At 62.8% G+C, this 23,768-nt stretch carries 21 protein-coding genes; 14 read left to right on the top strand and 7 right to left on the bottom strand.

Annotation, left to right across the window (positions count from 1 at the left end; translation table 11 throughout):
* Positions 1 to 57: 57 nt before the first annotated feature.
* Entirely contained in the window at positions 58 to 771 is a 714-nt protein-coding gene (locus OZY47_RS06150) for an MgtC/SapB family protein (RefSeq protein ID WP_277177471.1), read from the bottom strand.
* Positions 772 to 939: 168 nt separating this feature from the next.
* The gene (locus tag OZY47_RS06145) at positions 940 to 1,875 is read right to left on the bottom strand and encodes a sugar-binding domain-containing protein (protein WP_277177470.1); all 936 of its coding nucleotides are present in this window, start codon (positions 1,873 to 1,875) and stop codon (positions 940 to 942) included.
* A 242-nt stretch (positions 1,876 to 2,117) separates the two neighbouring features.
* Between OZY47_RS06145 and OZY47_RS06140 the strand changes: the two genes are divergently transcribed.
* The 4 genes from OZY47_RS06140 (at position 2,118) to OZY47_RS06125 (ending at position 6,641) form a co-directional block, all read left to right on the top strand.
* On the top strand, positions 2,118 to 3,494 hold the full coding sequence (locus OZY47_RS06140) for an MFS transporter (RefSeq protein ID WP_277177469.1): 1,377 nt from the start codon (positions 2,118 to 2,120) through the stop codon (positions 3,492 to 3,494).
* Between the two features lie 121 nt (positions 3,495 to 3,615).
* A complete protein-coding gene (locus tag OZY47_RS06135; protein WP_277177468.1) occupies positions 3,616 to 5,010 on the top strand; it encodes a four-carbon acid sugar kinase family protein in 1,395 nt (464 codons plus the stop codon).
* Complete coding sequence (pdxA, locus tag OZY47_RS06130) at positions 5,011 to 6,048, top strand: 4-hydroxythreonine-4-phosphate dehydrogenase PdxA (RefSeq protein ID WP_277177467.1); 1,038 nt, start codon at positions 5,011 to 5,013, stop codon at positions 6,046 to 6,048.
* Positions 6,049 to 6,197: 149 nt separating this feature from the next.
* Positions 6,198 to 6,641 (top strand): RpiB/LacA/LacB family sugar-phosphate isomerase, encoded by a 444-nt coding sequence (locus OZY47_RS06125; protein WP_277177466.1) that lies wholly within the window; start codon positions 6,198 to 6,200, stop codon positions 6,639 to 6,641.
* A gap of 15 nt (positions 6,642 to 6,656) precedes the next feature.
* On the opposite strand, the gene OZY47_RS06120 is transcribed toward OZY47_RS06125, so the two are convergent.
* Positions 6,657 to 6,962: a hypothetical protein gene (locus OZY47_RS06120; RefSeq protein WP_277177465.1), complete on the bottom strand. Its 306-nt coding sequence runs from the start codon at positions 6,960 to 6,962 to the stop codon at positions 6,657 to 6,659.
* Between OZY47_RS06120 and OZY47_RS06115 the strand changes: the two genes are divergently transcribed.
* Positions 6,961 to 7,764 carry a triose-phosphate isomerase family protein gene (locus tag OZY47_RS06115; RefSeq protein WP_277177464.1) on the top strand — a complete coding sequence of 268 codons (804 nt, stop codon included), beginning with the start codon at positions 6,961 to 6,963 and terminating at the stop codon, positions 7,762 to 7,764. The genes OZY47_RS06120 and OZY47_RS06115 overlap by 2 nt on opposite strands.
* Positions 7,765 to 7,958: 194 nt before the next feature.
* Here OZY47_RS06115 and OZY47_RS06110 read toward each other — a convergent pair whose 3' ends face one another.
* Both OZY47_RS06110 and OZY47_RS06105 read right to left on the bottom strand, forming a co-directional pair.
* Complete coding sequence (locus OZY47_RS06110) at positions 7,959 to 8,729, bottom strand: (S)-acetoin forming diacetyl reductase (protein WP_277177463.1); 771 nt, start codon at positions 8,727 to 8,729, stop codon at positions 7,959 to 7,961.
* Positions 8,730 to 9,128: 399 nt separating this feature from the next.
* Positions 9,129 to 9,992 (bottom strand): glycosyltransferase family 2 protein, encoded by an 864-nt coding sequence (locus OZY47_RS06105; protein WP_277177462.1) that lies wholly within the window; start codon positions 9,990 to 9,992, stop codon positions 9,129 to 9,131.
* 56 nt (positions 9,993 to 10,048) lie between these two features.
* Here OZY47_RS06105 and OZY47_RS06100 point away from each other — a divergent pair, with 56 nt between their 5' ends.
* The 9 genes from OZY47_RS06100 to OZY47_RS06060 all read left to right on the top strand — a co-directional run bounded on the left by OZY47_RS06100 (position 10,049) and on the right by OZY47_RS06060 (position 20,130).
* Positions 10,049 to 11,641 carry an AI-2E family transporter gene (locus OZY47_RS06100; protein ID WP_277177461.1) on the top strand — a complete coding sequence of 531 codons (1,593 nt, stop codon included), beginning with the start codon at positions 10,049 to 10,051 and terminating at the stop codon, positions 11,639 to 11,641.
* Positions 11,641 to 12,864 (top strand): glycosyltransferase family 2 protein, encoded by a 1,224-nt coding sequence (locus OZY47_RS06095; protein WP_277177460.1) that lies wholly within the window; start codon positions 11,641 to 11,643, stop codon positions 12,862 to 12,864. The genes OZY47_RS06100 and OZY47_RS06095 overlap by 1 nt, the downstream gene beginning before the upstream one ends.
* 187 nt (positions 12,865 to 13,051) lie before the next feature.
* Entirely contained in the window at positions 13,052 to 14,527 is a 1,476-nt protein-coding gene (locus OZY47_RS06090; protein ID WP_277177459.1) for a D-alanyl-D-alanine carboxypeptidase, read from the top strand.
* A 21-nt stretch (positions 14,528 to 14,548) separates the two neighbouring features.
* Positions 14,549 to 15,685, top strand: a complete 1,137-nt coding sequence (tilS, locus tag OZY47_RS06085) for a tRNA lysidine(34) synthetase TilS (RefSeq protein WP_277177458.1) — start codon at positions 14,549 to 14,551, stop codon at positions 15,683 to 15,685.
* Positions 15,660 to 16,223: a hypoxanthine phosphoribosyltransferase gene (hpt, locus tag OZY47_RS06080; protein WP_277177457.1), complete on the top strand. Its 564-nt coding sequence runs from the start codon at positions 15,660 to 15,662 to the stop codon at positions 16,221 to 16,223. Before tilS ends, hpt begins: the two co-directional genes overlap by 26 nt.
* On the top strand, positions 16,220 to 18,346 hold the full coding sequence (ftsH, locus tag OZY47_RS06075) for an ATP-dependent zinc metalloprotease FtsH (RefSeq protein WP_277177456.1): 2,127 nt from the start codon (positions 16,220 to 16,222) through the stop codon (positions 18,344 to 18,346). Before hpt ends, ftsH begins: the two co-directional genes overlap by 4 nt.
* A 40-nt stretch (positions 18,347 to 18,386) precedes the next feature.
* Entirely contained in the window at positions 18,387 to 19,274 is an 888-nt protein-coding gene (locus OZY47_RS06070; RefSeq protein ID WP_277177455.1) for a hypothetical protein, read from the top strand.
* Positions 19,271 to 19,816 carry a DUF3180 domain-containing protein gene (locus tag OZY47_RS06065; protein WP_277177454.1) on the top strand — a complete coding sequence of 182 codons (546 nt, stop codon included), beginning with the start codon at positions 19,271 to 19,273 and terminating at the stop codon, positions 19,814 to 19,816. Before OZY47_RS06070 ends, OZY47_RS06065 begins: the two co-directional genes overlap by 4 nt.
* Positions 19,817 to 19,872: 56 nt before the next feature.
* Positions 19,873 to 20,130 carry a hypothetical protein gene (locus OZY47_RS06060; RefSeq protein WP_277177453.1) on the top strand — a complete coding sequence of 86 codons (258 nt, stop codon included), beginning with the start codon at positions 19,873 to 19,875 and terminating at the stop codon, positions 20,128 to 20,130.
* 212 nt (positions 20,131 to 20,342) lie between these two features.
* On the opposite strand, the gene OZY47_RS06055 is transcribed toward OZY47_RS06060, so the two are convergent.
* Both OZY47_RS06055 and ettA read right to left on the bottom strand, forming a co-directional pair.
* Positions 20,343 to 21,296: an acyl-CoA thioesterase domain-containing protein gene (locus OZY47_RS06055; RefSeq protein WP_277177452.1), complete on the bottom strand. Its 954-nt coding sequence runs from the start codon at positions 21,294 to 21,296 to the stop codon at positions 20,343 to 20,345.
* Positions 21,297 to 21,787: 491 nt separating this feature from the next.
* Positions 21,788 to 23,464, bottom strand: coding sequence for an energy-dependent translational throttle protein EttA (gene ettA, locus OZY47_RS06050; RefSeq protein ID WP_277177451.1), 1,677 nt, complete (start codon positions 23,462 to 23,464; stop codon positions 21,788 to 21,790).
* Positions 23,465 to 23,768 lie beyond the last annotated feature (304 nt).

Here is a 23,768-nt window from a genome sequence, read left to right as displayed (position 1 = left end):
ATTTCTTAGCCGGATGGAGCAAACGTTTTTGTCTATCTGACGAATATCAGCGCGAAATTATTCGTTTCCGTCAATGCGAGTGACCGAAATCACGCCGTCCAGGTCGCTCAGGTCGCTGATGAGCTCCGCATTCTCCCTGCCGCGTATCTCGAGGTTGGCCGAGACGATGCGCTCCCCGCCGGCGCTTTGCGCCTTGTCGTTCTTGGGTTTGTGGGTGGCGAAGCCCTCCACCGAGATGTCGTGTGCGGCGCACACCGAGAGAATGAGGCGCAGGGTGCCGTGGCCGTCGACGTAGCGAAGGCGCAACACGTCGTTATAGCCCAGGTGCGGGGAGATGAGGCGCATGAGGGCGGGGAAGAGCAGCACCGCGATGAAATAGAGCACGGTGCACACCAGCGCCGGCAGGAAGAGGCCCGCGCCGCACGCCGCGCCGATGGCCGCGGTGATCCAGATCGAGGCGGCCGTGGTCAGGCCGCGCACATGCGAGCGCTGGGTGAACACCACGCCCGCGCCGATGAAGCCGATGCCCGAGACGATCTGGGCGGCCACGCGGGAAGGGTCAAGTTTAACGTTTGACGAAAGCACGTCCATGAAGCCATATTTGCTGATGATGACGAAGAGGGCCGAACCCACGCCCACCAGCGCGTGGGTCCTGGTGCCGGCGTCCTTGTGGCGGGCCTGGCGCTCCACGCCGATGGAGGTGGAGAGGATGAACGCCTCGAAGAGATAGAGGGCCTGCCAGCCCCACATGCCCAACTCAAACTGTGTCATCGTCCACCTTCCGCCCGCGCGCGCCGCGCTTTGCGGCCATATACGTTTTTAGGTGTCCTAATTTTAGTGCCCCTTTCGAACATTGGACATCTCTCGGCTGAAATGTGGCGGATTTTGCGGATTCGGCGACTCGGGCGATTCCGTTTGTCGCCGCGACCGCCCGCGCCCTCAGCGCTTGGGGGAGGGCAGCAGCTGCTCGGCCGTGCTCTGGTCGACCACCAGATGCGTGACGAACCCCGAGCGCAACGTGACCAGCAGCGCCTTGGCCTTGCTGCTGTCGCCGGCGATGAACAGGCGGATCGGCACCTTGAAAATCTCCCGGTGCGTCAGGCCCGTGGACCGCCGGTTGATGGCCACGTCCTCGGTGCTGCCGTCGGCGCGGAAGAAGGTGGAGGCCAGGTTGCCCACCACCTTGTCCTTCTCCAGCTGCTTCAGGTCGTCGTTGGTGAGCATGCCCGGGGCGAAGAGCGGGCTGGGCTTGGGGCCCTCGCGGCTGCCCACCGAGGTGATGATGAGGTCGAGGTTGTCGCGCAGGGTGAGCAGGCGCCTGATGCTGCGCTCCTGGTACATCAGCTGGCGGGTGTGCTCGGAGTCGAAGATGGCGGGCATGGGCAGCAGGTGCACGCTGGCGTCGAAGGCGTTGCCGAAGCGGGTGAGGATCTGGGTGACGTAGTCCTCGCCGTAGAGCAGGGAGTCGCCGAAGCCGTGCAATTGCAGGATCTGCACGCCGCGCACCGGGTGGTTGTTGAGGTTCAGGGAGAGCGCCTCGATGGTGCGCCCCCAGGTGACGCCCAAGACCATGTTGGGCCGCACGAGCCGGTCCAACAGGGTGGCGGCCGCCCGGCCCACCGCTTGCTCGCGCATGGTCTTGTCGGCGTTGGCCGCCGTGGGCACCACCTGCGCGTAGACGTGGTAGCGCTCGTTGAGGGCGTTCTCCATCTTGGTGGTGGAGCAGTCCTCGTGGCGTATCTTGAACTCCACGACGTGGTGCTTGCGGGCCTGGGAGAGCAGGCGGGAGACGGTTGAGCGCGAGATGCCGAGCTTGTGGCCGATGCTCTCCACCTTCATGTTCTCCACCCAGTAGAGCTCGGCGACCATCGCCATGCGCCCCCATTCGGCGTCGTGGTGGCGCGTGGTGTGTTTTGTTGTTGTATCGTTTTGTGTTGCGTTAGACGAATTTTCCTTTGATGTCGTATTTGACTGATTGTTCGTCATTTGAATCATTTCTCCCTTGAACCTCTGACACATATTCCCACAAAGCCGTTTGATGTGTCAAAGAACCATCGAATTCTGCTATATCTTCTCTTGTCCGATATCCATCCTGCATGTCAAAGGAGAGTGCATACATGTCAACGGAGACGATAAAACCAGGCTCTGCCAGAAGGAGCAACTACCGTTGGGTCGTCCTCTCGACGATCTTCGTCGGCTATGTCATCTGCATGGCCGACCGATCCAACATCGGCGCCGTCTTGCCGATGATGAAAGGCGAATTCCAAATCTCGAACTTCGCGGCCGGCGCGGTTTCGAGCTTCTTCTTCCTAGGATACGCCATTTCCCAGATTCCCGCAGGCCTCATCATGGGCAAGTACGGCACCCGTAGGATCGTCTCGATCGCCATCCTCGGATTCTCGATCATCACCTTCCTGATGGGCCACGTCGGCACCGCCCTGGTGCTCTTGGTTCTGCGCCTGCTGCTCGGCCTGGTCGAAGGCCCCACGCCCGTGGGCATGACCTCGACGATTAACGCGTGGTTCCCGACCAAGGAGAAGGGCATCGCCACCGGCGTCTACATCGGCTCCACCATGGTGGCCCCGATCCTCGTGCCGATCGTCTCGATGTACCTGGCCCAGTCCTTCGGCTGGCGCTCCGTGTTCATCTGGTTCTCCGTGCCCGGCTTCATCATGGCCTTGGTCTTCTACCTGGTCATCCGCTCCAAGCCCGAGCAGAGCAAGCACGTCAACCAGGCCGAGACCGACTACATCCATGAGGTCGGCGCGCAGGCCACGGCAAAGAGCTCCGACTTCGGCGATATGGGCTGGATCGACAAGGTCATCCGCCTGAAGAACGGCGTGCGCCTCGAGAAGAACGGCCAGGTGCTCAAGTCCTGGAACATCTGGGGCACCACCCTCGCCTACTTCTGCATGAACAACGTGCTCTACGGCATGATCACCTGGATCCCCGCCTACCTGAAGAGCGCGCGTGGATACGGCAACATCGGCATGGGCTGGATGGCCTCCACCCCCTACATCGGCGGCCTCTTCGGCGCCGTGCTCGGTGGCGTGGTCTCCGACCGCGTCTTCCACGGACGCCGCAAGCCGCTGATGCTCATCACCTCGCTGTGCACCGCCGTGATGATGGCCGTGCTCCTGGTGACCCCGAACAACTCGGCGCTGCTGGCCCTCGTGCTCATCCTCGCCGGCTTCTTCCTGAACATCGGCTGGTCCGGCTTCACCTCGATCGCCATGAACATGACGACCGACAAGACCTACCCGTTCGCCATCTCCATCATCAACAGCGGCGGCAACCTCGGCGGCTTCTTCGCCCCGATCATCATCGGCGGCCTGCTGGATATGACCCACAACAACTACACGGTGGCCTTCAGCTACTTCGTGTTCGTGCTCATCCTGGCGTTCATCATCCTGATGACGCTCACCGAGTTCCGCCCCGCGGAGACGCTCGCGAAGGTCAAGCCGGCCGACGCCCCAAAGGAAGTCGCGGCCTGAACGGCGCGATGAGGCCATGATGCGAACGGCGCGACGCCGCGATGATGTGGTGTCGCGCCGGTCGGACCACGCGCAACCCAAGCACACCTCAAGTGCACACCTGAAGTTTTAAGGAGAAATAATGACGTTGCTCGGTATTGTCAGTGACGACGTGACCGGGGGAACGACGGTCGGGGCCCTGCTGGCCCGCGTGGGGACTTCGCCCACGGTGTTCTACAGCCCGGACCTGATCGCGCGGAACGCCTGCGCCGACCAGGACGCGGTGATCGTCAGCACCGATTCGCGCGCCCTCTCGGCCGAGGAAAGCTACAAGGCGGTCAACGAGGCCACCAAGGCGCTGATGGCGCTCGGCGCGGTGCAGTTCTCGAAGCGCATCGACACCACCCTGCGCGGTGGCATCGGCCATGAGGTCGAGGGCATGCTCGACGCTCTGGGCGACGACCATGTGGCCGTCGTCGTGCCGGCGATGCCCCAGTCGAAGAAGGTGGTGGTCGGCGGGTTCTCGCTGATCAACTCCGTGCCGCTCTCAAGCACCGACGTCGCCCACGACGTGCGCACCCCCGTGCTCACCTCGGACGTGCGCAAGCTGCTGCAATCGCAGTGCGACGAGCCAGTGTCATATATTCCGTTGGACGACGTATTGGGTGGCTCCGAAGTGATCGCCGCCCAGATGCGCCTGCAACGCTGCAAGGGCTCGCGCATCTTCGTGGTGGACGCGGCCACCGACGAGCACATCGATTGGATCGCGGAGGCCGTCGCCGGGCTCGACTGGCACGCCATCGCGGTCGATCCGGGCCCGTTCACCGTCAGCCTCGCCATCCACCGCCACGTCATCACCCCGCTGCCGCACGTCGACAAGCCCATCAGGCTTGAGCAGAGCGCGGGCGAGGCCGGCACCGTGATGGTGGTGGCGTGCAGCGCCACGGCCGTCACCCACCAGCAGATGGTGCGCCTGGGCGCCGAGAAGGGCACCGAAGTGCTCACCGCCGATCCGTTGCTACTCATCTCATCGGATCGCGGCAAGTCGCAGGCCGAGTTCGACCGTGTGATCGACAAGGCCCACAAGCTCTTCTCGGCGGGCGCCGCGCCCCGCGTGCTCATGCTGGCCACCGACGTGGCCTACCTCGACAAGGAGCCGTTGCCGGCCGAGGAGCTCGCCGTGGCGAGCGGCCTTTCGGCCAACGACGCCTCCAACCTCATCACCAAGCGTTTCAGCGAACTGGCGCGCGTGCTGGCCGACATCATCGGCCCCGAGCGCTGCGCCGGGTTCTACCTCACCGGCGGCGACACCATGCTCGCCGTGTGCAAGGCCCTGGAGACCAGCGGCTTGAGGATGACCGATTACCTCATCCCGCAGGTCGACCAGTCCGTGCTCGTCGGCGGCCCCTACGCCGGGCTGCCCGTCATCTGCAAGGGTGGCCTCACCGGCATGGAGCTCACCGCCGTGCAGGGGGTCAACAGAGTATTCGATGAGCAACACGTTCATCTATCAGACACCAAGAAGGAGTTGGTCTGAATGCAGAAAGACAACAAGCCGATCACCGCGATCACATTGGGGGATCCCGCAGGCATCGGTCCGGAGACGGTCGTGCAAACCATGGAATCGAAGGACGTCTACGAGTTCTGCCACCCGTTCGTCATCGGCCATCGCGATAGTTTCGAGAAGGCGGCCGATCTTCTGGGGGCCCACTTCGACATCCATGTGATCAATGACCCCAGCGAGGCGGAATACCGCCATGGCACCGTCGACCTCCTGCAGACCGACGCGGCCAACGACGCCAAGATCGAATATGGCAAGGTGCAGAAGGACGCGGCCGTGCGCGCCTACTCCTACCTCACCAAGTCCATCGAACTGGGCCTGGCCGGCAAGATCGACGCCGTCTCCACCGCCGCCATCAACAAGGCCGCGCTCAAGGCCGCGAACGTGCCCTACATCGGCCACACCGAGATCTACCAGTCGCTGACGCACTCGCCCTACGCCCTGACGATGTTCAACGTGCACAAGCTGCGCGTCTTCTTCGTCAGCCGCCACGTCTCGCTGCGCCACGCCTGCGACCTGGCCAACCACGACCGCATCCTCGAGTTCATCAAGAACATCGACACCGAGTTCAAGAAGCTCGGCTTCGAGCACCCGACCATCGATGTGGCCGCGTTGAACCCGCACGTCGGCGAGGGCGGCATGTTCGGCACCGAGGAGATCACCGACATCGCCCCGGCCGTGCAGGACGCGCAGAAGCTCGGCATCAAGGCCTACGGGCCCGATTCCGCCGACGCGATCTTCGCGCTGAACCTCGACGGCCACTACGACTGCATCCTCTCGATGTACCACGACCAGGGCCATATCGGCTGCAAGACGCTCGACTTCGAGCACGCCGTGACCATCACCCTCGGGCTGCCCTTCATGCGCAGCTCCGTGGACCATGGCACCGCCTTCGACATCGCCGGCAAGGGCATCGCCCAGGGCCGCAGCATGATCGAGGCCACTAGGGTCGCCTCCGTCTACGCCAAGATGGGCATGGACCACCAGGCGGCGCTCGCGGAAGTCGAGAAGTAAGCGGGAATTCATTTGGCTGGCGTCGCCGATGTTGATGTCATGGCGACATGGGCGGCGCCGGTTATATCAATGCGATATTGACGCGGTAGCTGCGCGCTATCTATGCGATAGCTGTGTGCTATCAACGCGCTATTAATAAGGAGCGAATCATGAAGGTTGCTTTCGGTTGCGATCCCAACGCCACCGACCTCAAGGAATATTTGATGAAAGAGGCCAAGGCGGCCGGCTACGAGGTGGTCGACTTCCCCTCCGACGACCCGATCTACGCCAACGTGGCCATCGCGGTGGCCAATTCGGTGGTCAAGGGCGAGGAGGACCGAGGCGTGCTGCTGTGCGGCACCGGCATCGGCGTCTCCATCGCGGCCAACAAGGTGCCGGGCGCCTATTGCGCCTGCGTGGCCGACATCTACCAGGCCGAGCGCGCCACGCTGAGCAACAACGCCAACCTCATCTCGATGGGGGCGCAGGTGCTTGGCGAGAAGACCGCGCGGAGCCTCATGCTCGAGTACTTGAAGAACGATTTCGACCCCGGCTCCAGAAGCAAGCCGAAGGTCGACCGCATCTGCGAGTACGAGGAAGAAGTGACCAAGTAGCCTTCAAGCAGCTCTTTAGTAGCTCTCGGGCAGTTCTTGAGTAGCTTTCAGGGTTTCCTTTTCAAGTTGTGCCGTCCCTCGCCTGTTGAAGGCGGCGGCCGGTTGTTTCAGAAGCGCGGGGCCGAAGACCGTCATGGGTTTTCGGCCCCGTCGTTTGAGCGGGGAGCCTGAGGGGGAGTGCCTGTTGGGTATCTGCTGAGGAGCGAATGAAGCGTGAACGGTGAATGGTGAATCAACGAAGAACCAACGAAGAATCAACGGTGAAACCAACGAAGAACGAATGTCGCCAATCAATGGATGATGGTGCTGGGAGATGAACATGCGAAAAGCGATAGTGGCGTTGAGCCTCAAAATGTATTTTTCACGGCAGCAGACGCTGCGCTACTGCCAGGACCTGGCCGAGCTGCTGCGGAGTGACGGGCTCGACGAGGCCATGAACCGCCCAAGCGAGCTGACGATGGCCGTGCTGCCCGACTTCCTGACGCTGCCGAGCGCCGCCGACACGTTGCGGCCACTGGACGTCGAGGTCGGCTCGCAGAACATCGCCACCGACGACCACGGGGCCTTCACCGGCGAGGTGTCGGGCGTCGACATCGCCTCGCTGGGCGCCTCGATCGCCGAGATCGGGCATGTGGAGCGGCGCACGATCTTCCACGAGGACGACGTGATGGTGGCGCGCAAGGTGCAGGCCGCCTGGCGCAACGGGCTCACCCCGCTGCTGTGCGTCGGCGAGCAGAAGCGCGGCACGCCCGAGGAGGCCGTGCGGCTCTGCCTGCGCCAGATCGAGTCGGCCGAGAGCGGCGGCGCGCCCGAGGGCCAGGCCGCCTCGCAGGCCTTGAAGACGAGCCAGGGGCTGCCGCTATGGATCGCCTACGAGCCCAGGTGGGCCATCGGGGCTTCGGAGCCCGCGCCCACCTCGTACGTCAAGGAGGTGTGTGGCAGCCTCAAGGAGGAGCTGGCCAAGAGGCCGGGCGATTCGGCCGTCATCTATGGCGGCTCGGCCGGGCCCGGGCTGCTCACGGAGCTGTGGCCGAGCGTCGACGGGCTCTTCCTCGGGCGCTTCGCCCACAAGCCCGAGGCCTTCATGTCGGTGGTGCACGAGGCGATCGATCTGCTCGGCTGAGCCGGCGTGCTTCAGACGTGGTTTGTGGAGCAATTCGTCCGTTTTCCGCACCATGCTTAAGTTCCTGTAACCCACCTATTCAATACGAAATGGCGCGTATCCCTCACCTTTGCAAGGAATACGCGCCATTGTCCGATATTCAAACCCGGCTGAAACAGGCGGAACCGGCCCGAATCAGCCAAGACTCATATGACTCACTGGAACTGCATGCCGCCGTCGACGATCAGCGTCTGGCCGGTGACATAGTCGGAGTCGGGGCCCGCGAGGAACGAGACCGCGGCGGCCACGTCCTCGGGCTCGGAAAGGCGGCCGAGCGCGATGTCCTTGGAGAAGGTGGACATGCCCCACTCGTCGCTCTTGCCGGCGTTCTTGCCGACGTTGTGGGCGATATCCATCATCATCGGGGTCTTCACGATGCCGGGCGCGTAGGCGTTGGCGGTGATGCCCTCGGCGGCGAGGTCACGCGCGGCGACCTGGGTGATGCCGCGGATGGCGAACTTGGTGGAGCAGTAGAGCATCAGGTTCGGGTTGCCGACCACGCCGGCCTGGCTGGTGGCGTTGATGATCTTGCCCTTGGTCTTGCTCTCTCGGAACTTGCGCACCGCGGCCTGGATGCCCCAGATGGTGCCGGCCACGTTGACGTGGACGACCTTGTCGAACATCTCGGGGGTGATGCTCTCGATCGGGGTGGTGGGGCCGAGGCCGGCGTTGTTGACGATCACGTCGAAGCCGCCGAGCTTTTCGGCCACGTTGTCGACCGCGTCGCTGAACGCCTTCTGGTCGGAAACGTCGAGGCCGACGGCCATGGCCTTGCCGCCCGACTTCTCGATGTCGTCGGCGACTTCCTGCGCCTTGGACTTGTTGAGGTCGGCGACGGCGACGGCGAATCCGTCCTTGGCCAGCCGCTTCGAGATCGCTTCTCCGATGCCTTGCGCACCTCCGGTAACCATGGCGACTTTTGTCATGATGCTCTCCTTTTCGTCCATTGAAAATGTGACATATATCACTCTATTACATTTTGGGCGAAATGGGCTCAAAAGATGTGAGCGTTAACAATCCTTGTGTTGGCACGTAAATTGAGATGTGATGGTAATTGTTCGTTTTTGTTTGGTTTGGTGTGGCGATGTTCGTTTGGTGCTTCCTGCGTATGAATACGTGGATTCTCGAGCGTCGTTGCCTGTCGGATTGTTGCTGTCTGCGTGAACGGAAATAAATGGTCAGGAAAGATTGAATGACCAAAGCGATGAATGACTGAAGTAATAGATGAAAACGATGGATGGGCGGAAATGATAAATGGGCGAAAGCGATGGATGACGCAAGCAACGTTCAGGTGACTGATGGCCCACCCACCGTCTCACCAACATTCAGCGGCTGGGAATCTCGCTCTGCTCCCGGCTCCAGATGGTGGCGGCGGGATTGATGTCCTTGTGCCCGAGGTACTTCTGGTAGACCGGATAGAAGGCGCGCAGCGCGGGGTAGAGCGCGTAGAGTGTGCGCTCGGTGTTGTGGCGGCGCGAATGGTTGGGGTGGGCGTCGAAGGTGTTCTGGAAGCGCTGCATATAGCGGTGGAACGACGAGAACGAGGTGTCCATGCGGCGGGCCGAGACGCCGGTGATCATCTTCGAGGAGTAGACGGTTTTCAGGTTGTGATCCATCATGTGCAGGGAGACGTCGATGTCCTCGTGCATCACGTCGCGCCTGTCGCGGCACACGTCGTGTTTGATGGCCTCCCAGGCGCTGGCGCGCAGGGCCATGTTGGAGCCGAAGAGCAGCACCTGGTCGCCGTCGGCGCGGTAGGTGGTGCGGCGCACCTTGTCGTCGCCCTCGAGCGCCACGTGCTTGGCGGGCATGTCGTAGTAGACCGCGGGGCCGGTGGCGCCCATGGCCTTCGGGTCGTCGGTGAAGATGGAGGTGACGACCTCAACCCAGTCGGGCTTGAGCATGCAGTCGGCGTCGATGCGCCCGTAGATGTCGCCCGAGGCGGCCGCGAAGCCGAAATTGCGCGTGGGGATCAGCCCCTGCTCATCGCTTTGGCTCAGCAGGCGCACGCCGCTTTGGGGGTGCTCGTCAATGAAATGCTCGACCAGTTTGGGGGTCTTGTCGGTGGAACGATTGTCGACCACAAGGATCTCGAAGGCCGCGACGGTTTGCCGAATTGCGTTCATGAGGCAATTGACAATATGCGCCTCCTCGTTATAGGCGGGGATGATGATTGAGACCTTCAGCATAATGCACAAGGATAAGCCATGAGCCCTACACATGGGGGCGGGTACGATGGGGAGGCATGGAAGAACGCGATGATCAGAAAATCGATTTTGCCTCGGTGTTTCCGCAAAAGGGCGACTCGCGCCGGCCGCCGGATTGGTGGGGGCGCGCGCTGCTCTACGCCGCCATCGCCGTCTTCCTGTGCATCTTCGTGTGGCGCTCGTGGAGCAAGGTCGAGTTCGTCGTCCTCGACGTCGTCATATCGATTTTCATAGCGCTGGCTATCGAGCCGCTCGTCGTGCGCCTGGTGCGCCACGGCTGGAAGCGCGGCGTGGCCTCGGCGACAAGCCTGGTGGGCCTCATCATCATCGTGCTGGCGCTGATGGCCCTCTTCGGCAACATGTTCATCCAGCAGATGATCTCGATGATCAAAGGCATCCCCGACCTCTACGAGCAGGCGCGCGGGCTGGTCTCGCAATACCTCAACTTCAAGCTGCCCGAGATGAGCAACCTCGGCAACGAGATCATGAAGAACGTGCAGACCTCGTGGGTCACCGATTTCGCCGGGCAGGCGCTGAGCACCACGATGGGCCTCTTCAGCTTCATCATCAACCTGCTGACCATCGTCATGGTCACCTATTACGTCTCCGCCGCCGGGCCCAAGATGCGCCGCAGCCTGTGCCAGTGGCTCGGGCCGGTGACGCAGCGCCGCTTCCTGCTCGGCTGGACCATCGTGCAGAACCAGATCTCCGGCTTCCTCTTCTCGCGCACCATCCTCGCGGCGTTCAACGCGTTCTTCACCTCCATATTCCTTATGGTCATCAAGGTGCCCAACTGGCTGCCCTTGGCCCTCTTCTGCGGCATCGTCTCGCAGTTCGTGCCCACCATCGGCACCTACATCGGCGGGGCGCTGCCGGTCATCTTCGCCTGGAGCTCGCGCGGCATCGTCTACGCGGTGGCCGTCGTCGTCTTCATCGTCATCTACCAGCAGGTCGAGAACCTCATCATCTCGCCGAAGGTCTCGCAGCGCACCATGGACCTGAACCCGGCCATCGCCTTCCTCTCCGTGCTCGTGCTGGGCGCGTTGTTCGGGGCGCTGGGCGCGTTCCTGGCGCTGCCGATCACCGCCAGCCTGCAGGCGATCTTCAAGGTGTACACCAAGCGCTACGAGCTCGTGGAGTCGCCTCTGATGAACGACCCCGTGCCGGTTAAGAAATCCAAGGTGGTGGAGGGCGCCGAGGCGTTCAACGAGAAGGTCATCAAGCCCGTGGCCGACCATATGCCGCGCGCCGCCAAGGGCTCCAGCGCCCGCGTGCCGGTCAACGACGAGGTCAAGGCGCTGCGCGACCAGGTCTACCATCTCACCGAGGGCCTGGGCAAAGCCACGTCCTCCGACCTCGACGAGTCCGAGACGGTGGCCATACCCAAGGGCGTCGTGCCCATGGGCGGCGGCAGTGGCAGCAAGGGCTCTAATAGCGTCAATAATAAAAATGGTAAAAGGAAGCTCCGCGGCACCGACGAGGCCGAGCCCGGCGATGCCGATACCTCTCATACCCACGATTCATCTCGTGATGCCAAGAGCGGCGCGACCCAGCGCAAGCCCGACGTCGAGGCGCGTGGGAAAGATGAAGACGACACATCAATCGACAATCCGCGAAGCAGGTGGAACTAATGGTCTTGCTCAGCATCCTCGACGTGCTGATGGCGATTTTGGGCATCGTCAGCCTCGGATACCAGGGCGTGTGCATCGTCGCCTCGCTGTTCCACCACAAGATCACCTTCCCGCCCGCCCCGATGGACAAGCGCTACGCCGTGCTCATCTCCGCGCGCAACGAGGAGAACGTGGTGCCCCACCTCATCGACTCGATTCGCGCCCAGACCTATCCCTCCGACATGGTCGACATCTGGCTGGTGGCCGACAACTGCACCGACAACACCGCCGAGGTGGTGCGGGCCAAGGGCTGCAACGTGGTGGAGCGGCACGACACCGAGCACATCGGCAAGGGCTATGCGCTCACCTACCTGTTGAACGCGATGATTAGCCGCGGGGTCTCCGACGACTATGACGCCTACTTCGTCTTCGACGCCGACAACCGGCTCGACAAGCACTACATCGAGGAGATGAACAAGGCCTTCCAATCAGGCTTCAGGATCCTCACCAGCTACCGCAACTCCGTGAACCTCTCCGACAACTGGGTCTCCTCGGGCTCGGCGCTCTGGTTCATCCGCGAATCGCGCTTCCTCAACAACTCGCGCATGCTCTTCGGCTCCAGCTGCCACGTGGGCGGCACCGGCTTCATGTTCTCGCGCGAGGTGATGAAGCGCAACAACGGCTGGAAGTTCCACCTGCTCACCGAGGACCTCGAGTTCACCATGGACTCGGTGCTGCACGGCGACCGCATCGGCTACTGCGGCACCGCCATCCTCTACGACGAGCAGCCGGTCACCTTCGGGCAGAGCTGGCGGCAGAGGCTGCGCTGGAGCAAGGGCTTTTTGCAGGTCTTCCGCTACTACGGCCCGCAGCTGATCAAGCGCGCGGTGCGTGAGCGCGACTTTTCCGCCGTCGACTTTACCCTGCTCATCTGCCCGTTCACCGTGCTCGGCGCGCTGCGCGTGGTCTTCGGCGTCTGCTTCGCTCTCTTCGGCTTCGTCTCGTGGGCCTCGCAGCTCAACTCGCTGGTCAGCTGGATCGCCGGCGGTGTGTTGGGGCTTCTGGGCATGATGGCGCTCGCCCTGCTCACCATCCTCGCCGAGCGCGACCAGGTGGGCGCGACCAACAAGGAGCTCTTCGCCTACGTGCTGAGCTTCCCGATCTACATGGCCAGCTACATCCCCATCTCCTTCCAGGCCATCTTCTCCAAGGCCCAGTGGAAGCCGATCGCTCATAAAGGCTAGCGGCCCGACGGGTGTTGGTGATAAAGCCGCACACCCAAAGCGGGGCATTTAAAAACAGTTTGGCGGAATTCCGCCCCTCCCGTTTTAAATGACCCCTTTTGGGTGTGCGCGTTTTTCAACTAGGCCATGTTCTAAGGTGGTCAGAGACAAAACGTGTGGCACCCGCTGCCACTAGGCGATGAGAGGCATGATGGAACAAGGCTCGGGGAAGGGCAGGCACGCGCAACATTCGGCCAGGTCGGTCGGCGCGCGCCGCAACTGGCGCATCGTCGTCTCCGCGCTGGTCACCCTGGCGTTGTTCGCCGGATACGTCGTCGCCGACATCTATGACAAGGTGCCTGGGTCGCTTACCTTGAGCAACGGTACTGGTTCGCGGGCGCAGACGCTCGACGAGGTGCGCGAGGCCAAGGATGTGGCCGGCGCGGCCGACCTGGGCAAGCCGATTGACAAGCAGGGCGTCGAGGCCGCTATCTCCGCCCTCGGAGCCGCCCCCGGCGTTGGCTCCGATTTCTCCGTGGCGGTCGCCGACGCGCATGGCACCATCGTTGCCTCGCAGAATGACGGGACCCCGCGCGAACCCGCCTCCACTATGAAGACCCTGACGGCCCTGGCTGCCTCTACAACGCTCGACATGGGCTCCACGTTCTCCACCGAGGCCTGGCTCGACCCTTCCTCGGTCCATGACGGCTCGGGCGTCGTGACGCTCAAAGGCGACGGCGACATGCTGCTCGGGGCCGGTGAGAACGACCCCAGCCATATCAACGGGCGCGCGGGGCTCGCCTCCCTGGCCGACCAGACGGCGCAATCGCTCAAGGCGCGCAAGATCTCCAAGATCAAGCTGCGCTATGACGACGCGCTGTTCGGCGAGACTCGGTACCCCGAGAACATCGCCGAGAACAACGACGGCAATATGGAATACACCGCCGTCTCATCCATGGCCGTCGACGGCGGACGCCAGTGGGGCGGCTATGGCCCCGACGACCCCGATACGTATACGGCCTACCCGCCCATGAGCACCACGCCCACGCAGGACGCGGCGGCCACCTTCGCGCAACTGCTCGCCGCCCGAGGCATCACGGTGGACGGCGACGCGACGAAGGGGAGCGCGGCCAAGGGCTCGGCCCGGCTGGGCGCCGTGCGTTCCGCCACGCTCTCGCAGGTGCTCGCCTTCACGTTGCGTCATTCCGACAACACTCTGGCCGAGGAGTTCGGCAGGCTCACCGCTTTGAAACTTGGGCTGGCCAACTCGCCCGAAGGCGCCACCAAGGCCGTTGCCGCGCAGGTCACGAAAGCCGGCGTCGACACCACCGGCCTGACCATGGCCGACTGCTCCGGGCTCTCACCGGGCTCGAAGGTCGGCGTCAAAACGCTTGTGGAGGTGCAGGCGCACAACCTGCAGCCGGGCAATGGCGCGGCCGCCGCCGAGGGGCTTTCGATGCCCGGCCTGGTGGGCACCGCGCGCAACCGGATCGAGGACGTGGACGACGCCGGACTGCTGCGCGTCAAAACAGGCTCGCTCGATGAGGTCACCTCGATGGCGGGCAACGTCTCGCGCAAGGGCGGCGGGGTGCTGGCCTTCGCGGTCGTGGTCAACAATCCACAGGACCTGCTCGCCGCGCGCAACGCCATCGACGCGCTCGTGGCGGCCATGGACAAGCTCTAGGCGAGAAGACGGAACGCGGCTATGGCATATTCTGCAAGACTCAGGAAGGCGATCGGCGCCGTGCGCGCCAGCTTGGCCGCGCTTTCCATCACCTCGCAGGGCGAGCGTTTCCGGCGGCACGGCGAGCATGAGCCGGACGCCGACGCGCCTTTGGTGCTCGTGGCCTGCTCCGGCGGGCGCGATTCGATGGCCCTGGCCGCGTTGAGCCATATCGTCTGCGCCTCGCTGGGGGTGCGCTGCGGGGCCGTGGTGGTCGATCATCAGCTGCAGGAGGGGTCCGCGAAGGCGGCCGCGGACGCGGCACAACGGTGCCATGGGCTGGGGTTGGAGCCCGTTGAGGTGCGTACGGTCGATATCGACGTGCAGAGCCATGGCCACGGCGAGGAGGCCGCCGCCCGCGACGCGCGGTATGAGGCCATTATTGAGGTGGCGCGAGAGACCGGGGCCAGCGTGGTCTTTTTGGCGCATACCCAAGACGACCAGGCCGAGACGGTGCTTATTGGACTTGCCAAATCCTCCGGAATCGACGCCATCGCCGGCATGCCCCCCACATTCACCAGAGATGGGGTTCGTTTCGCCCGGCCGCTGCTGGATGTGACGCGCGAGGAGACCACCGGCATCTGTGAGGATTTGGGATTGGATTGGTGGGACGACCCGACCAACGGCGACGCCATCCCTGCCTCCGATTCGCTCCCGGCTAATTTTCCCCTGCGCTCCAAAATCCGCCACACCCTCGTGCCCTATCTCAACACGTTCTTCTCGGGCGACGTCGCCTCGCACCTCGCCGACGCCACCCGTTTGGCCCAACAGGACAAGGACTATCTCGATTCGGCTGCCGACGCCGTCTATGACGAGATCGTGAGCAGCGTCGCCACGCCGCGAACAGGCGTTGATGAAGCCCCCGCAAAGCTGGAAATCCGCGTCGACGCGCTCGTCCGCGAGCACCCCGCGATTCGCCGACGTGTAATCGGCAAAGCCCTCTCTAGCCTCGGCATCCCCTTCACTTCGCGGCACGTCGAGCGCATCGACGAGCTGGCCATCCGATGGCACGGGCAGGGCCCGGTCTCGCTTCCCAGCGGTTACACAGCAAACAGACAGCGACACGTCATTCGCGTGTGCGAGAATGGTACCCATGCAGATCGCGGATGTACAAGGTGAAATCGACCACGAATTGGTGTCGAAAGAGCAGATTGAACGGAAAATAAAAGAGGTCGCCGATCAGGTGAGCAAGGACTACGCCGGCAAGGATATCTTGCTGGTCTCCGTGCTCAAGGGCGCGGTCAACACGATGGCCGCCTTCTCGCAGGCGTTGAGCATCAACGTCAGCATGGATTTCATGAGCCTTTCCAGCTATGGCGCCGGCACCTCGAGCTCCGGGGAGATCACCGTGCGGCAGGATCTCTCCAGCGACGTGAAAGGCCGCCACATCCTGATCGTCGAGGACATCGTCGATTCCGGCAGGACGCTCGATTGGCTGATGGACGAGCTGAAACGTCGTGGCGCCGCGAGCGTCGAGGCCTTTGCGCTGCTGGAGAAACCCTCACGCCGGGAGATTAATGTGGCGGTGAAGTACAAAGGTTTTGAAGTGCCCGACGAGTTCGTGGTGGGCTTCGGGCTCGATTACGACGAACGGTACCGGAACCTCGATTGCATAGCGGTGCTGAGACCGGAAGTCTACCAAGGAGGACAGGCATGAGCTATCCCCAGAACCCCCGCAACCCCATGGGTGGCGGCAACCGCGGAGGCGGCAATCCATTCGGCAACCCCTTCAACCGCAACGGCGACGACAACCGCAACAACAAGCGTGATGACCGTAATAACCGCAATGGCAACAACGGCGGTGGCGACAACAACGGCAAGCGCCCTCTGTGGCAGTCGCCGCTGCTGTGGATCGTCGTGCTCGTGCTGCTGGTGATGGCCGGCTTCCAGCTCTTCACCTCGAACGCCACCCAGACCATCGACACCAAGGACGGCATGTCGCTGATCGCCAACGACAAGGCCAATCGCATTCAGATCATCGACAACAAGCAGCTCGTCAAGCTCAAGCTCGACAAGAACTTCAAGAAGATCGATCCCAAGACCAACAGCGACCATGATTACGGCCGCGACGTGCAGTTCTACTACACCGAGGCCGAGGGGCCAGAAGTGCTCAGAGCCGCCAAAGACACGAAGGCCGCCAACGGCTGGACCGCCGACATCCAATCCGACAGCATGTGGGGCTACCTGCTCACCTCGATTCTGCCGCTGATTCTTATATTCGGGCTGTGCTGGTGGCTGCTGAGCCGCATGAGCGGCGGCGCCAACGGCATGTTCGGCATGGGCGGCAAGAAGGGCAACGGCAAGCTGCTGGAAGGCGAGCGGCCCACCACCAAGTTCTCCGACGTCGCCGGCGAGCAGTCGGCCGTCCAGGAGGTCGAGGAGATCAAGGACTTCCTCAAGGACCCGTCCAAATACAAGGCGCTCGGCGCGCGCATCCCGCGTGGCGTGCTGCTTTACGGCCCTCCCGGAACCGGCAAGACGCTGCTCGCGCGAGCCATCGCCGGTGAGGCGGGCGTGCCGTTCTACGCCATGGCGGGCTCCGACTTCGTCGAGATGTTCGTCGGTCTCGGCGCCTCGCGTGTGCGTGACCTCTTCGAGGAGGCCAAGAAGAACGCGCCGGCCATCATCTTCATCGACGAGATCGACGCCGTGGGCCGCAAGCGCGGCAGCGGTATGAACGGCGGGCACGACGAGCGCGAGCAGACGCTGAATCAGCTGCTCGTCGAGATGGACGGTTTCGACAACGACACCAACCTCATCATCATCGCCGCCACTAACAGGCCCGACGTGCTCGATTCCGCGTTGTTGCGCCCCGGCCGTTTCGATCGCCAGGTGGCCGTGGAGGCCCCCGATCTCGAAGGCCGCGAGGCGATTCTGAAGGTGCACGCCAAGGGCAAGCCGTTCGTGCCGAACGTCGACCTGCACACCGTCGCCGTGCGTACTCCGGGCTTCACCGGCGCCGACCTGGCCAACGTGCTCAACGAGGCCGCGCTGCTGTGCGCCCGCGCCGGTGCCCAGCTCATCGACAACCGCGCCATCGACGAGGCCATCGACCGCGTGCAGTCTGGCCCGCGACGCCAGTCCAAGGGCATGGCCCTCGACGAGATGCGCAACACCGCCTACCACGAGGGTGGCCACGCACTGGTCGCCGCCGCGCTGCACCACACCGATCCGGTCACCAAGGTCACGATCCTGCCACGTGGACGCGCCCTGGGCTATACGGCCGTCATGCCCACGCAGGACCGCTACTCCCAGTCACGCAACGAGCTGCTCGACCAGATGGCCTACGCCATGGGCGGGCGCACTGCCGAGGAGGTCGTCTTCCACGACCCGACCACCGGTGCCTCCAACGACATCGAGAAGGCCACGCAGATCGCCCGCAAGATGGTCCTCGAGTTCGGCCTGTCCTCATCGCTCGGAGCGGTGAAGTGGGGCGACGCCGACAACGACCAGGATTCGATGAACGGCCTGGTCCACAACTATTCCGACAAGACGGCCGAGCAGATCGACCAGGCGGTGATGAAGCTCATCGAGACCGCCCACACCGAGGCGTGGCGCGTGATCACCGAGAACCGCGACGTGCTCGACGAGCTGGTGCGCCAGCTTCTGGTCAAGGAGACTTTGAACGAGAAGGAGCTGTCGGCCATCTTCGCCAATATGCGCAAGGCTCCGGAGCGCGAGCTCTGGCTCTCCAACGACGCCAGGCCCGATTCCTCGATTCCGCCCGTGCCGATTCCCGACGCGCTGAAACGTTCCGTCGGCATGAAGCCGGAAGAATAGAGCGGTCATGACTGGTTCGCAACGATCCACGGCAAGGGGCATGTCAGAGGATGGCACGCCCCTTGGCGTTTACGCGCGGGTCGGGATTTCCTTCGATCAGGATTCCTTTGCTGCTGTGCAAGGCGCGCAGATTGCCAAGCGTCTGCGGGAGGCCATCGCCTCGGGGCGTGCGCATGCGCAGCTGAGCGTGGATTTCGACGGTGAGGAGATTCGTTTCGACGACCCCGATATTGGCTTTGTTGGGGAGACTGGCTTGGGCGGTGATAGTTCCGAAGGCATTGGCGACTTCGGTGGACCTGTGTTTGCTCTGGCCAATGCCAACGCGCGGCCGACCGACGCCTCTCTCGCGGGGGCCGATATGTCGGCGGACATCCAGCGTCAGGCCGACGAGGCCAAGAAGGCCGAGGGTTCCGGGACCGGCGCGCCTGCCGCGGGTTCCGTCGCTCATCGCGCGGTGGTCGCCATGCGCAGCAAGGCGCTCGACGCCGAGCAGCGGTTCCGCGCCGTGGTCGTCTCGCTCGATTCAGTCCCTGGCAACCAAGTCGAGGGCATCTCGCCGCTGTACCACGTCATGGGCGTGGATACCGCCGACGCCGAGGCCGCGGTGATCCAACTGACCACGAAGCTCACGCCGTCCGGTCTCGCCGAGTTGCTCGATTCGCTTTCGGCCACGCACGAGGGTGCCGTCTCTTTGCGCCTGATTGATATGGAAGGCGAAAGCGAGGGCAACGACGCCGAAACCGCCACAGGCCCGCAATTACCGTTGCAACAGGCCAAACGTGAAGCGGAAGTGCTGGCCCCATGGCTCGACATGGACCCGGACGCCAGGTTTGATGGCGATCCGGTCTCCTTCCTGCTCGCCATGGCCTCCGACGCCGCCCGCGTCGGCCTGCTCTCCGACAGCTGGATATTGGGGGATACACAATGATCAATCGTCGCACCCCATGGTGGTATTACCTCGTGGCTCTCGGGCTCGGGATGTTTCTCGGCATCGTCTTCGCCAAATCCGACGAGATGACGGGCCTCTCGCTGGTCGGGGCCCCCTGGATCGTCGCTTTCGTGCTCATCGCCCTGGGCGCGATCGTGCTGATCCTGGCGCTGCAGGTGCACCGTTACGCCACCACCGACCCGGCCAAGCGCAAAAGCTGGATCGACCCGACGAAGGCCGTCTACACGCTCGTGCTGTGCAAGGCGCTCGGCATTGCCGGGGCGGGCCTGGCCGGCTGGTATTTCGGCCAGCTGTTCCTGATGCTGAGCCACGTCAACGCGCCCTTCTACCGCGACGCGTCCATCCAATGCGGGGTCACCGCGATCATCTGCCTGGCCGACATGGTCGTCGGCATCGTGGGGGAGTGGCTCTGCCAGCTGCCGCCGAACGACGGGCCCGAAAGCCCGAAGATGAAGGCCGCCAAGCGCCGTGAGCGTCAGCGCAAGATCGCCGCCGGCTCGCTGGGCAAAAGCGACATTTGATATTCGTTTCAGGGTTTGGCTTGAACGCCTGAAACGGGACGAAAGGACACAACGAAGTGCTCAAACGGACATTCGAAAAGCTCGGTGAATCCTATGATTTGCTTGTTGCCGAACCGAAGCGAGCCGAATCAGGGGAATTCTGGACCACAGTCTCATTGACCAGCGGTGATGACACCATATGGTCCCACGAGATTGGCGGCGTCGATGGCGTCCAATCGACGCTGTGCGCCTTGTCGTTCGCCCGTCGACTGCTCGAGGCCAAGGGTGGCTTCACTTTTCTGGGTGGCGAGGACCTGATGCTTCCTGATTTTTGATATTCTGTTTATTATTAGGCAAACGGCATATAACCATTCGACGGAGAAGAAATATGGGGTTATTCACCATAGTTGTATGCTGTCTAGCCGGTTGTTTGTTCGGCTGGTTTTGGACAAAACGTCATCAAGACGATTGACGGCTCATGAAATTGCCGGCCGTTGAATGAACGACCGGCAAACAATCAGAAATACGTTCCGATAAGCCAGGAATGTTACTTCTCGGTTTTCTTGTCGTCCTTCTTGCCGTTCTTGTCATCCTTCTTTTCCGGCACGCGAATCGTGGCTTCCTGCGTCATCGCGGCCAGCAGCCTGCCGTCCGCCGAGTAGACCTTGGCGATGCCCAGAGCCCTGCCATGCCCGGCCACCGGGGCGTCCTGCACGTAGAGGTGCCATTCGTTCATGTCGATGTTGTCGTACCACCACATCGAGTGGTCGATCGAGGCGTAGAAGATGCCGGGCGTCGAGATGCTCAGGCCCGCGCGGCGCAGGTCCGGCTCCATCATCACCTGGTCGCACTCCAGCGCCAGCAGCGCGCGGTGCACGTTCTGCGGCGCCTCGATCGGGCTGGCCATGCGCATCCACACCATCTGCTTGCCGGAATCCTTGTCGGCGCTCTTCTTGTCGGGCTCGAGCATGACGGTCGAGCCGATGTGGCGGATGTCGAAGGGCGACTGCGACGAATAGTATTTGGCGAACCCGGACTGGTCGGCGTAAGGCTCCATCAGGTCCTTGGCGCTGGTGAGTGTCTCGGGATCGGGGAGGTTTTGCGGCATGTCATCGTTGAACTCCACGCCAGCCTGGCCCGCCTTCTGCATGCTCACCGTGGCGGTGAAGAGCAGCTGGTCGCCTTGCCTGGCGTCCACGCGGCGGGTGGAGAACGAACGGCCGTCACGCAGCGATTCCACCTCGTAGCGGGTCTCCTCGTCGAGCTTGCCCACCTTGATGAACGTGGCGTGGATGGAGTTCGGCACCTTGTCGGCGTCGGTGGTGTCGGAGGCGGCGATGATGGCCTGCGCGGTCATCTGGCCGCCGTAGATGCGCTCGGTGGGGTAGTAGAGGTTGGTGGCATCATGGAAGACGGTGCGGTCGCCCTGCTGCTGCCCGGGCTTCAACTCGAGCGCTTTCACTGCCTGCTGTGCCGCGTCGCCCGCCTTGACTTCCGCCATGTCATTCCTCATTCCTATCGAATTAACGCTTATGAGAGTCTATCCAATCCGCCCAACTTTTTCCTCCATTTTTTATATCCGCTTATTTTCCCCCAGGCCTACCAAGCAGTCGCTTGCTTATGACGGTGACCTTAGAACTGGCGCTGGTGGTCTGGGATATACGATATTCGACACGCTCCGGGCCGCTCGGCCAAGTCATACGGTCGAACATCGCATATCCCAGACCACCAACTTAACGGAATCGACTCTGGCAGTGAGTTGGGATTGGCTAGGTCTTTAACACTTATACGTTGAGTGGTGGGGGTGGAAATATGCGATGTCAGACCGTAAAGACTTGGCCAGAGCGGCCCGGAGCGTGTCGGACATCGTATATTTCCACCCCCACCACGTCAAGGGCAACCCATCAGGCCGGATAAAGCGCTTCATACTAGCGGTAACTAACTGAGCGGCAGCAGGGCGACCGATTTGGGGAGCGGATATGGGGATAGGGATTAGCGGGTGAGCTTGCGGTGGATGCGGTGGGGGCGGGAGGCCTCCTCGCCCAGGCGCTTGACCTTGTCGTCCTGGTAGGCCTGGAAGTTCCCTTCGAACCAGTACCATTTGGCCGGGTTCTCGTCGTCACCCTCCCACGCGAGGATATGTGTGGCGATGCGGTCGAGGAACCAGCGGTCGTGGGAGATGACCACGGCGCAGCCCGGGAACTCGATAAGCGCGTTCTCGAGCGATTCCAGCGTCTCCACGTCCAAGTCGTTGGTGGGCTCATCGAGCAGCAGCAGGTTGCCGCCCTGCTTGAGCGTGAGCGCGAGGTTCAGGCGGTTGCGCTCGCCGCCGGAGAGCACGCCGGTCATCTTCTGCTGGTCGCTGCCCTTGAAGCCGAAGCTGGCCACGTAGGCGCGCGTCGGCACCTCAACGCCGGCGACCTCGATGAAGTCGTTGCCGTCGGACACTGCCTCCCAGAGGTTCTTGTTCGGGTCGAGGCCCTCGCGGTTCTGGTCGACGTACGAGATCTTGACGGTCTCGCCGATCTTGAGCTCGCCGCTGGTCAGCGGCTCCTGGCCCACGATGGTCTTGAACAGCGTGGACTTGCCGACGCCGTTGGGGCCGATGATGCCCACGATGCCGTTGCGTGGCAGGGTGAAGGAGAGGTCGTCGATGAGCACGCGGTCGCCGAACGCCTTGTGGATATGCTCGGCCTCGAGCACCTGCGAGCCCAGACGCGGCCCCGGCGGGATCACGATCTCGGAGAAGTCCAGCTTCTTGGAGTTGCGCGCCTCGTTCTCCATCTCGTCGTAACGCTCGAGCCTGGCCTTGTTCTTGGCCTGGCGCGCCTTGGGCGAGCTCTTGACCCACGCGATTTCGTTCTTCAAACGCTTGGCGAGCTTGGCGTCCTTGGCGCCCTGGATCTCCATACGCTTCTCTTTGGTCTCCAAGTACGTGGTGTAGTTGCCCTTGTAGGGGTAGAGGTGGCCGCGGTCGACCTCGCAGATCCATTCGGCCACGTTGTCCATGAAGTAGCGGTCGTGGGTCACCGCGATGACGGCGCCCTTATAGGTGTGCAGGAACTGCTCCAGCCACAGGATCGACTCGGCGTCGAGGTGGTTGGTGGGCTCGTCGAGCAGTAGCAGGTCGGGGGCCTCAAGCAGCAGCTTGCACAGCGCCACACGACGGCGTTCGCCGCCCGAGCAGACCTTCACCGGGGTGTCGGGGTCGGGGCACTGCAGCGCGTCCATGGCCTGCTCGAGCTGGGAGTCGAGGTCCCAGCCGTCGGCCGCGTCGATCTCCTCCTGCAGCTTGCCCATCTCGGCCATCAGCGCGTCGTAATCCGCGTCGGGATTGGCCATCTCCTCGCCAATCTCGTTGAAGCGGGTCACCTTGTCGGCGATTTCGCCGAAGGCCTGCTTGATATTTTCGCCAACCGTCTTGGTCTCGTCGAGCGGCGGCTCCTGCTGGAGGATGCCCACGGAGTAGCCGGGGGTCAGCTTCGCCTCGCCGTTGGAGACGGTGTCGAGGCCGGCCATGATGCGCAGCAGCGTCGACTTGCCCATGCCGTTGGGGCCCACCACGCCGATTTTCGCGCCGGGCAAAAAGCTCAGGGTCACATCGTCGAGAATCACGCGGTCGCCATAGGCTTTGCGCGCGTTGATCATCTGATAGATAAACTCAGCCAAGTATTCGTTCCTTCATTGTCTTCTGGTTGCCGCACTCGGGCACGGCGCTCAAGCCGTGGTTGGGAAGGCCCCGTTTTCGGTGGCGTCGCCATCAGGTTTGCCTTGACGTTCCGGCCTTTCCGAGCCCACGGATTTCCAGTCAATTTTGTCATAGCGAGGCGACAGTGCGCTTGCGGAATATAAAGGACAAAGCGTTTGCACGACGGGTGTCGGGAAACGCGGACAATGTGGCATCGGGCGACAAAATGTGAAGATTTTCGATTTCGAGGAACAACAGGTGGAGGTGTTATGTTGGGTCTGGTAC

It is taken from the genome of Bifidobacterium sp. ESL0790 (assembly GCF_029395435.1).
Classification (GTDB): domain Bacteria; phylum Actinomycetota; class Actinomycetes; order Actinomycetales; family Bifidobacteriaceae; genus Bifidobacterium.
This window is presented reverse-complemented; position numbering and strand designations above follow the sequence as displayed.

Excerpts from the sequence above, each read along its gene's own strand:
- ftsH (WP_277177456.1), top strand. The coding sequence starts at position 16,220 with ATGAGCTATCCCCAGAACCCCCGCAACCCCATGGGTGGCGGCAACCGC.
- OZY47_RS06055 (WP_277177452.1), bottom strand. The coding sequence starts at position 21,296 with ATGGCGGAAGTCAAGGCGGGCGACGCGGCACAGCAGGCAGTGAAAGCG.
- OZY47_RS06115 (WP_277177464.1), top strand. The coding sequence starts at position 6,961 with ATGCGAAAAGCGATAGTGGCGTTGAGCCTCAAAATGTATTTTTCACGG.
- OZY47_RS06125 (WP_277177466.1), top strand. The coding sequence starts at position 6,198 with ATGAAGGTTGCTTTCGGTTGCGATCCCAACGCCACCGACCTCAAGGAA.
- OZY47_RS06110 (WP_277177463.1), bottom strand. The coding sequence starts at position 8,729 with ATGACAAAAGTCGCCATGGTTACCGGAGGTGCGCAAGGCATCGGAGAA.
- OZY47_RS06135 (WP_277177468.1), top strand. The coding sequence starts at position 3,616 with ATGACGTTGCTCGGTATTGTCAGTGACGACGTGACCGGGGGAACGACG.
- OZY47_RS06100 (WP_277177461.1), top strand. The coding sequence starts at position 10,049 with ATGGAAGAACGCGATGATCAGAAAATCGATTTTGCCTCGGTGTTTCCG.
- OZY47_RS06120 (WP_277177465.1), bottom strand. The coding sequence starts at position 6,962 with ATGTTCATCTCCCAGCACCATCATCCATTGATTGGCGACATTCGTTCT.
- OZY47_RS06090 (WP_277177459.1), top strand. The coding sequence starts at position 13,052 with ATGATGGAACAAGGCTCGGGGAAGGGCAGGCACGCGCAACATTCGGCC.
- tilS (WP_277177458.1), top strand. The coding sequence starts at position 14,549 with ATGGCATATTCTGCAAGACTCAGGAAGGCGATCGGCGCCGTGCGCGCC.
- OZY47_RS06140 (WP_277177469.1), top strand. The coding sequence starts at position 2,118 with ATGTCAACGGAGACGATAAAACCAGGCTCTGCCAGAAGGAGCAACTAC.
- OZY47_RS06105 (WP_277177462.1), bottom strand. The coding sequence starts at position 9,992 with ATGCTGAAGGTCTCAATCATCATCCCCGCCTATAACGAGGAGGCGCAT.
- hpt (WP_277177457.1), top strand. The coding sequence starts at position 15,660 with ATGCAGATCGCGGATGTACAAGGTGAAATCGACCACGAATTGGTGTCG.
- OZY47_RS06150 (WP_277177471.1), bottom strand. The coding sequence starts at position 771 with ATGACACAGTTTGAGTTGGGCATGTGGGGCTGGCAGGCCCTCTATCTC.
- OZY47_RS06065 (WP_277177454.1), top strand. The coding sequence starts at position 19,271 with ATGATCAATCGTCGCACCCCATGGTGGTATTACCTCGTGGCTCTCGGG.
- OZY47_RS06070 (WP_277177455.1), top strand. The coding sequence starts at position 18,387 with ATGTCAGAGGATGGCACGCCCCTTGGCGTTTACGCGCGGGTCGGGATT.
- pdxA (WP_277177467.1), top strand. The coding sequence starts at position 5,011 with ATGCAGAAAGACAACAAGCCGATCACCGCGATCACATTGGGGGATCCC.
- OZY47_RS06145 (WP_277177470.1), bottom strand. The coding sequence starts at position 1,875 with ATGGCGATGGTCGCCGAGCTCTACTGGGTGGAGAACATGAAGGTGGAG.
- OZY47_RS06095 (WP_277177460.1), top strand. The coding sequence starts at position 11,641 with ATGGTCTTGCTCAGCATCCTCGACGTGCTGATGGCGATTTTGGGCATC.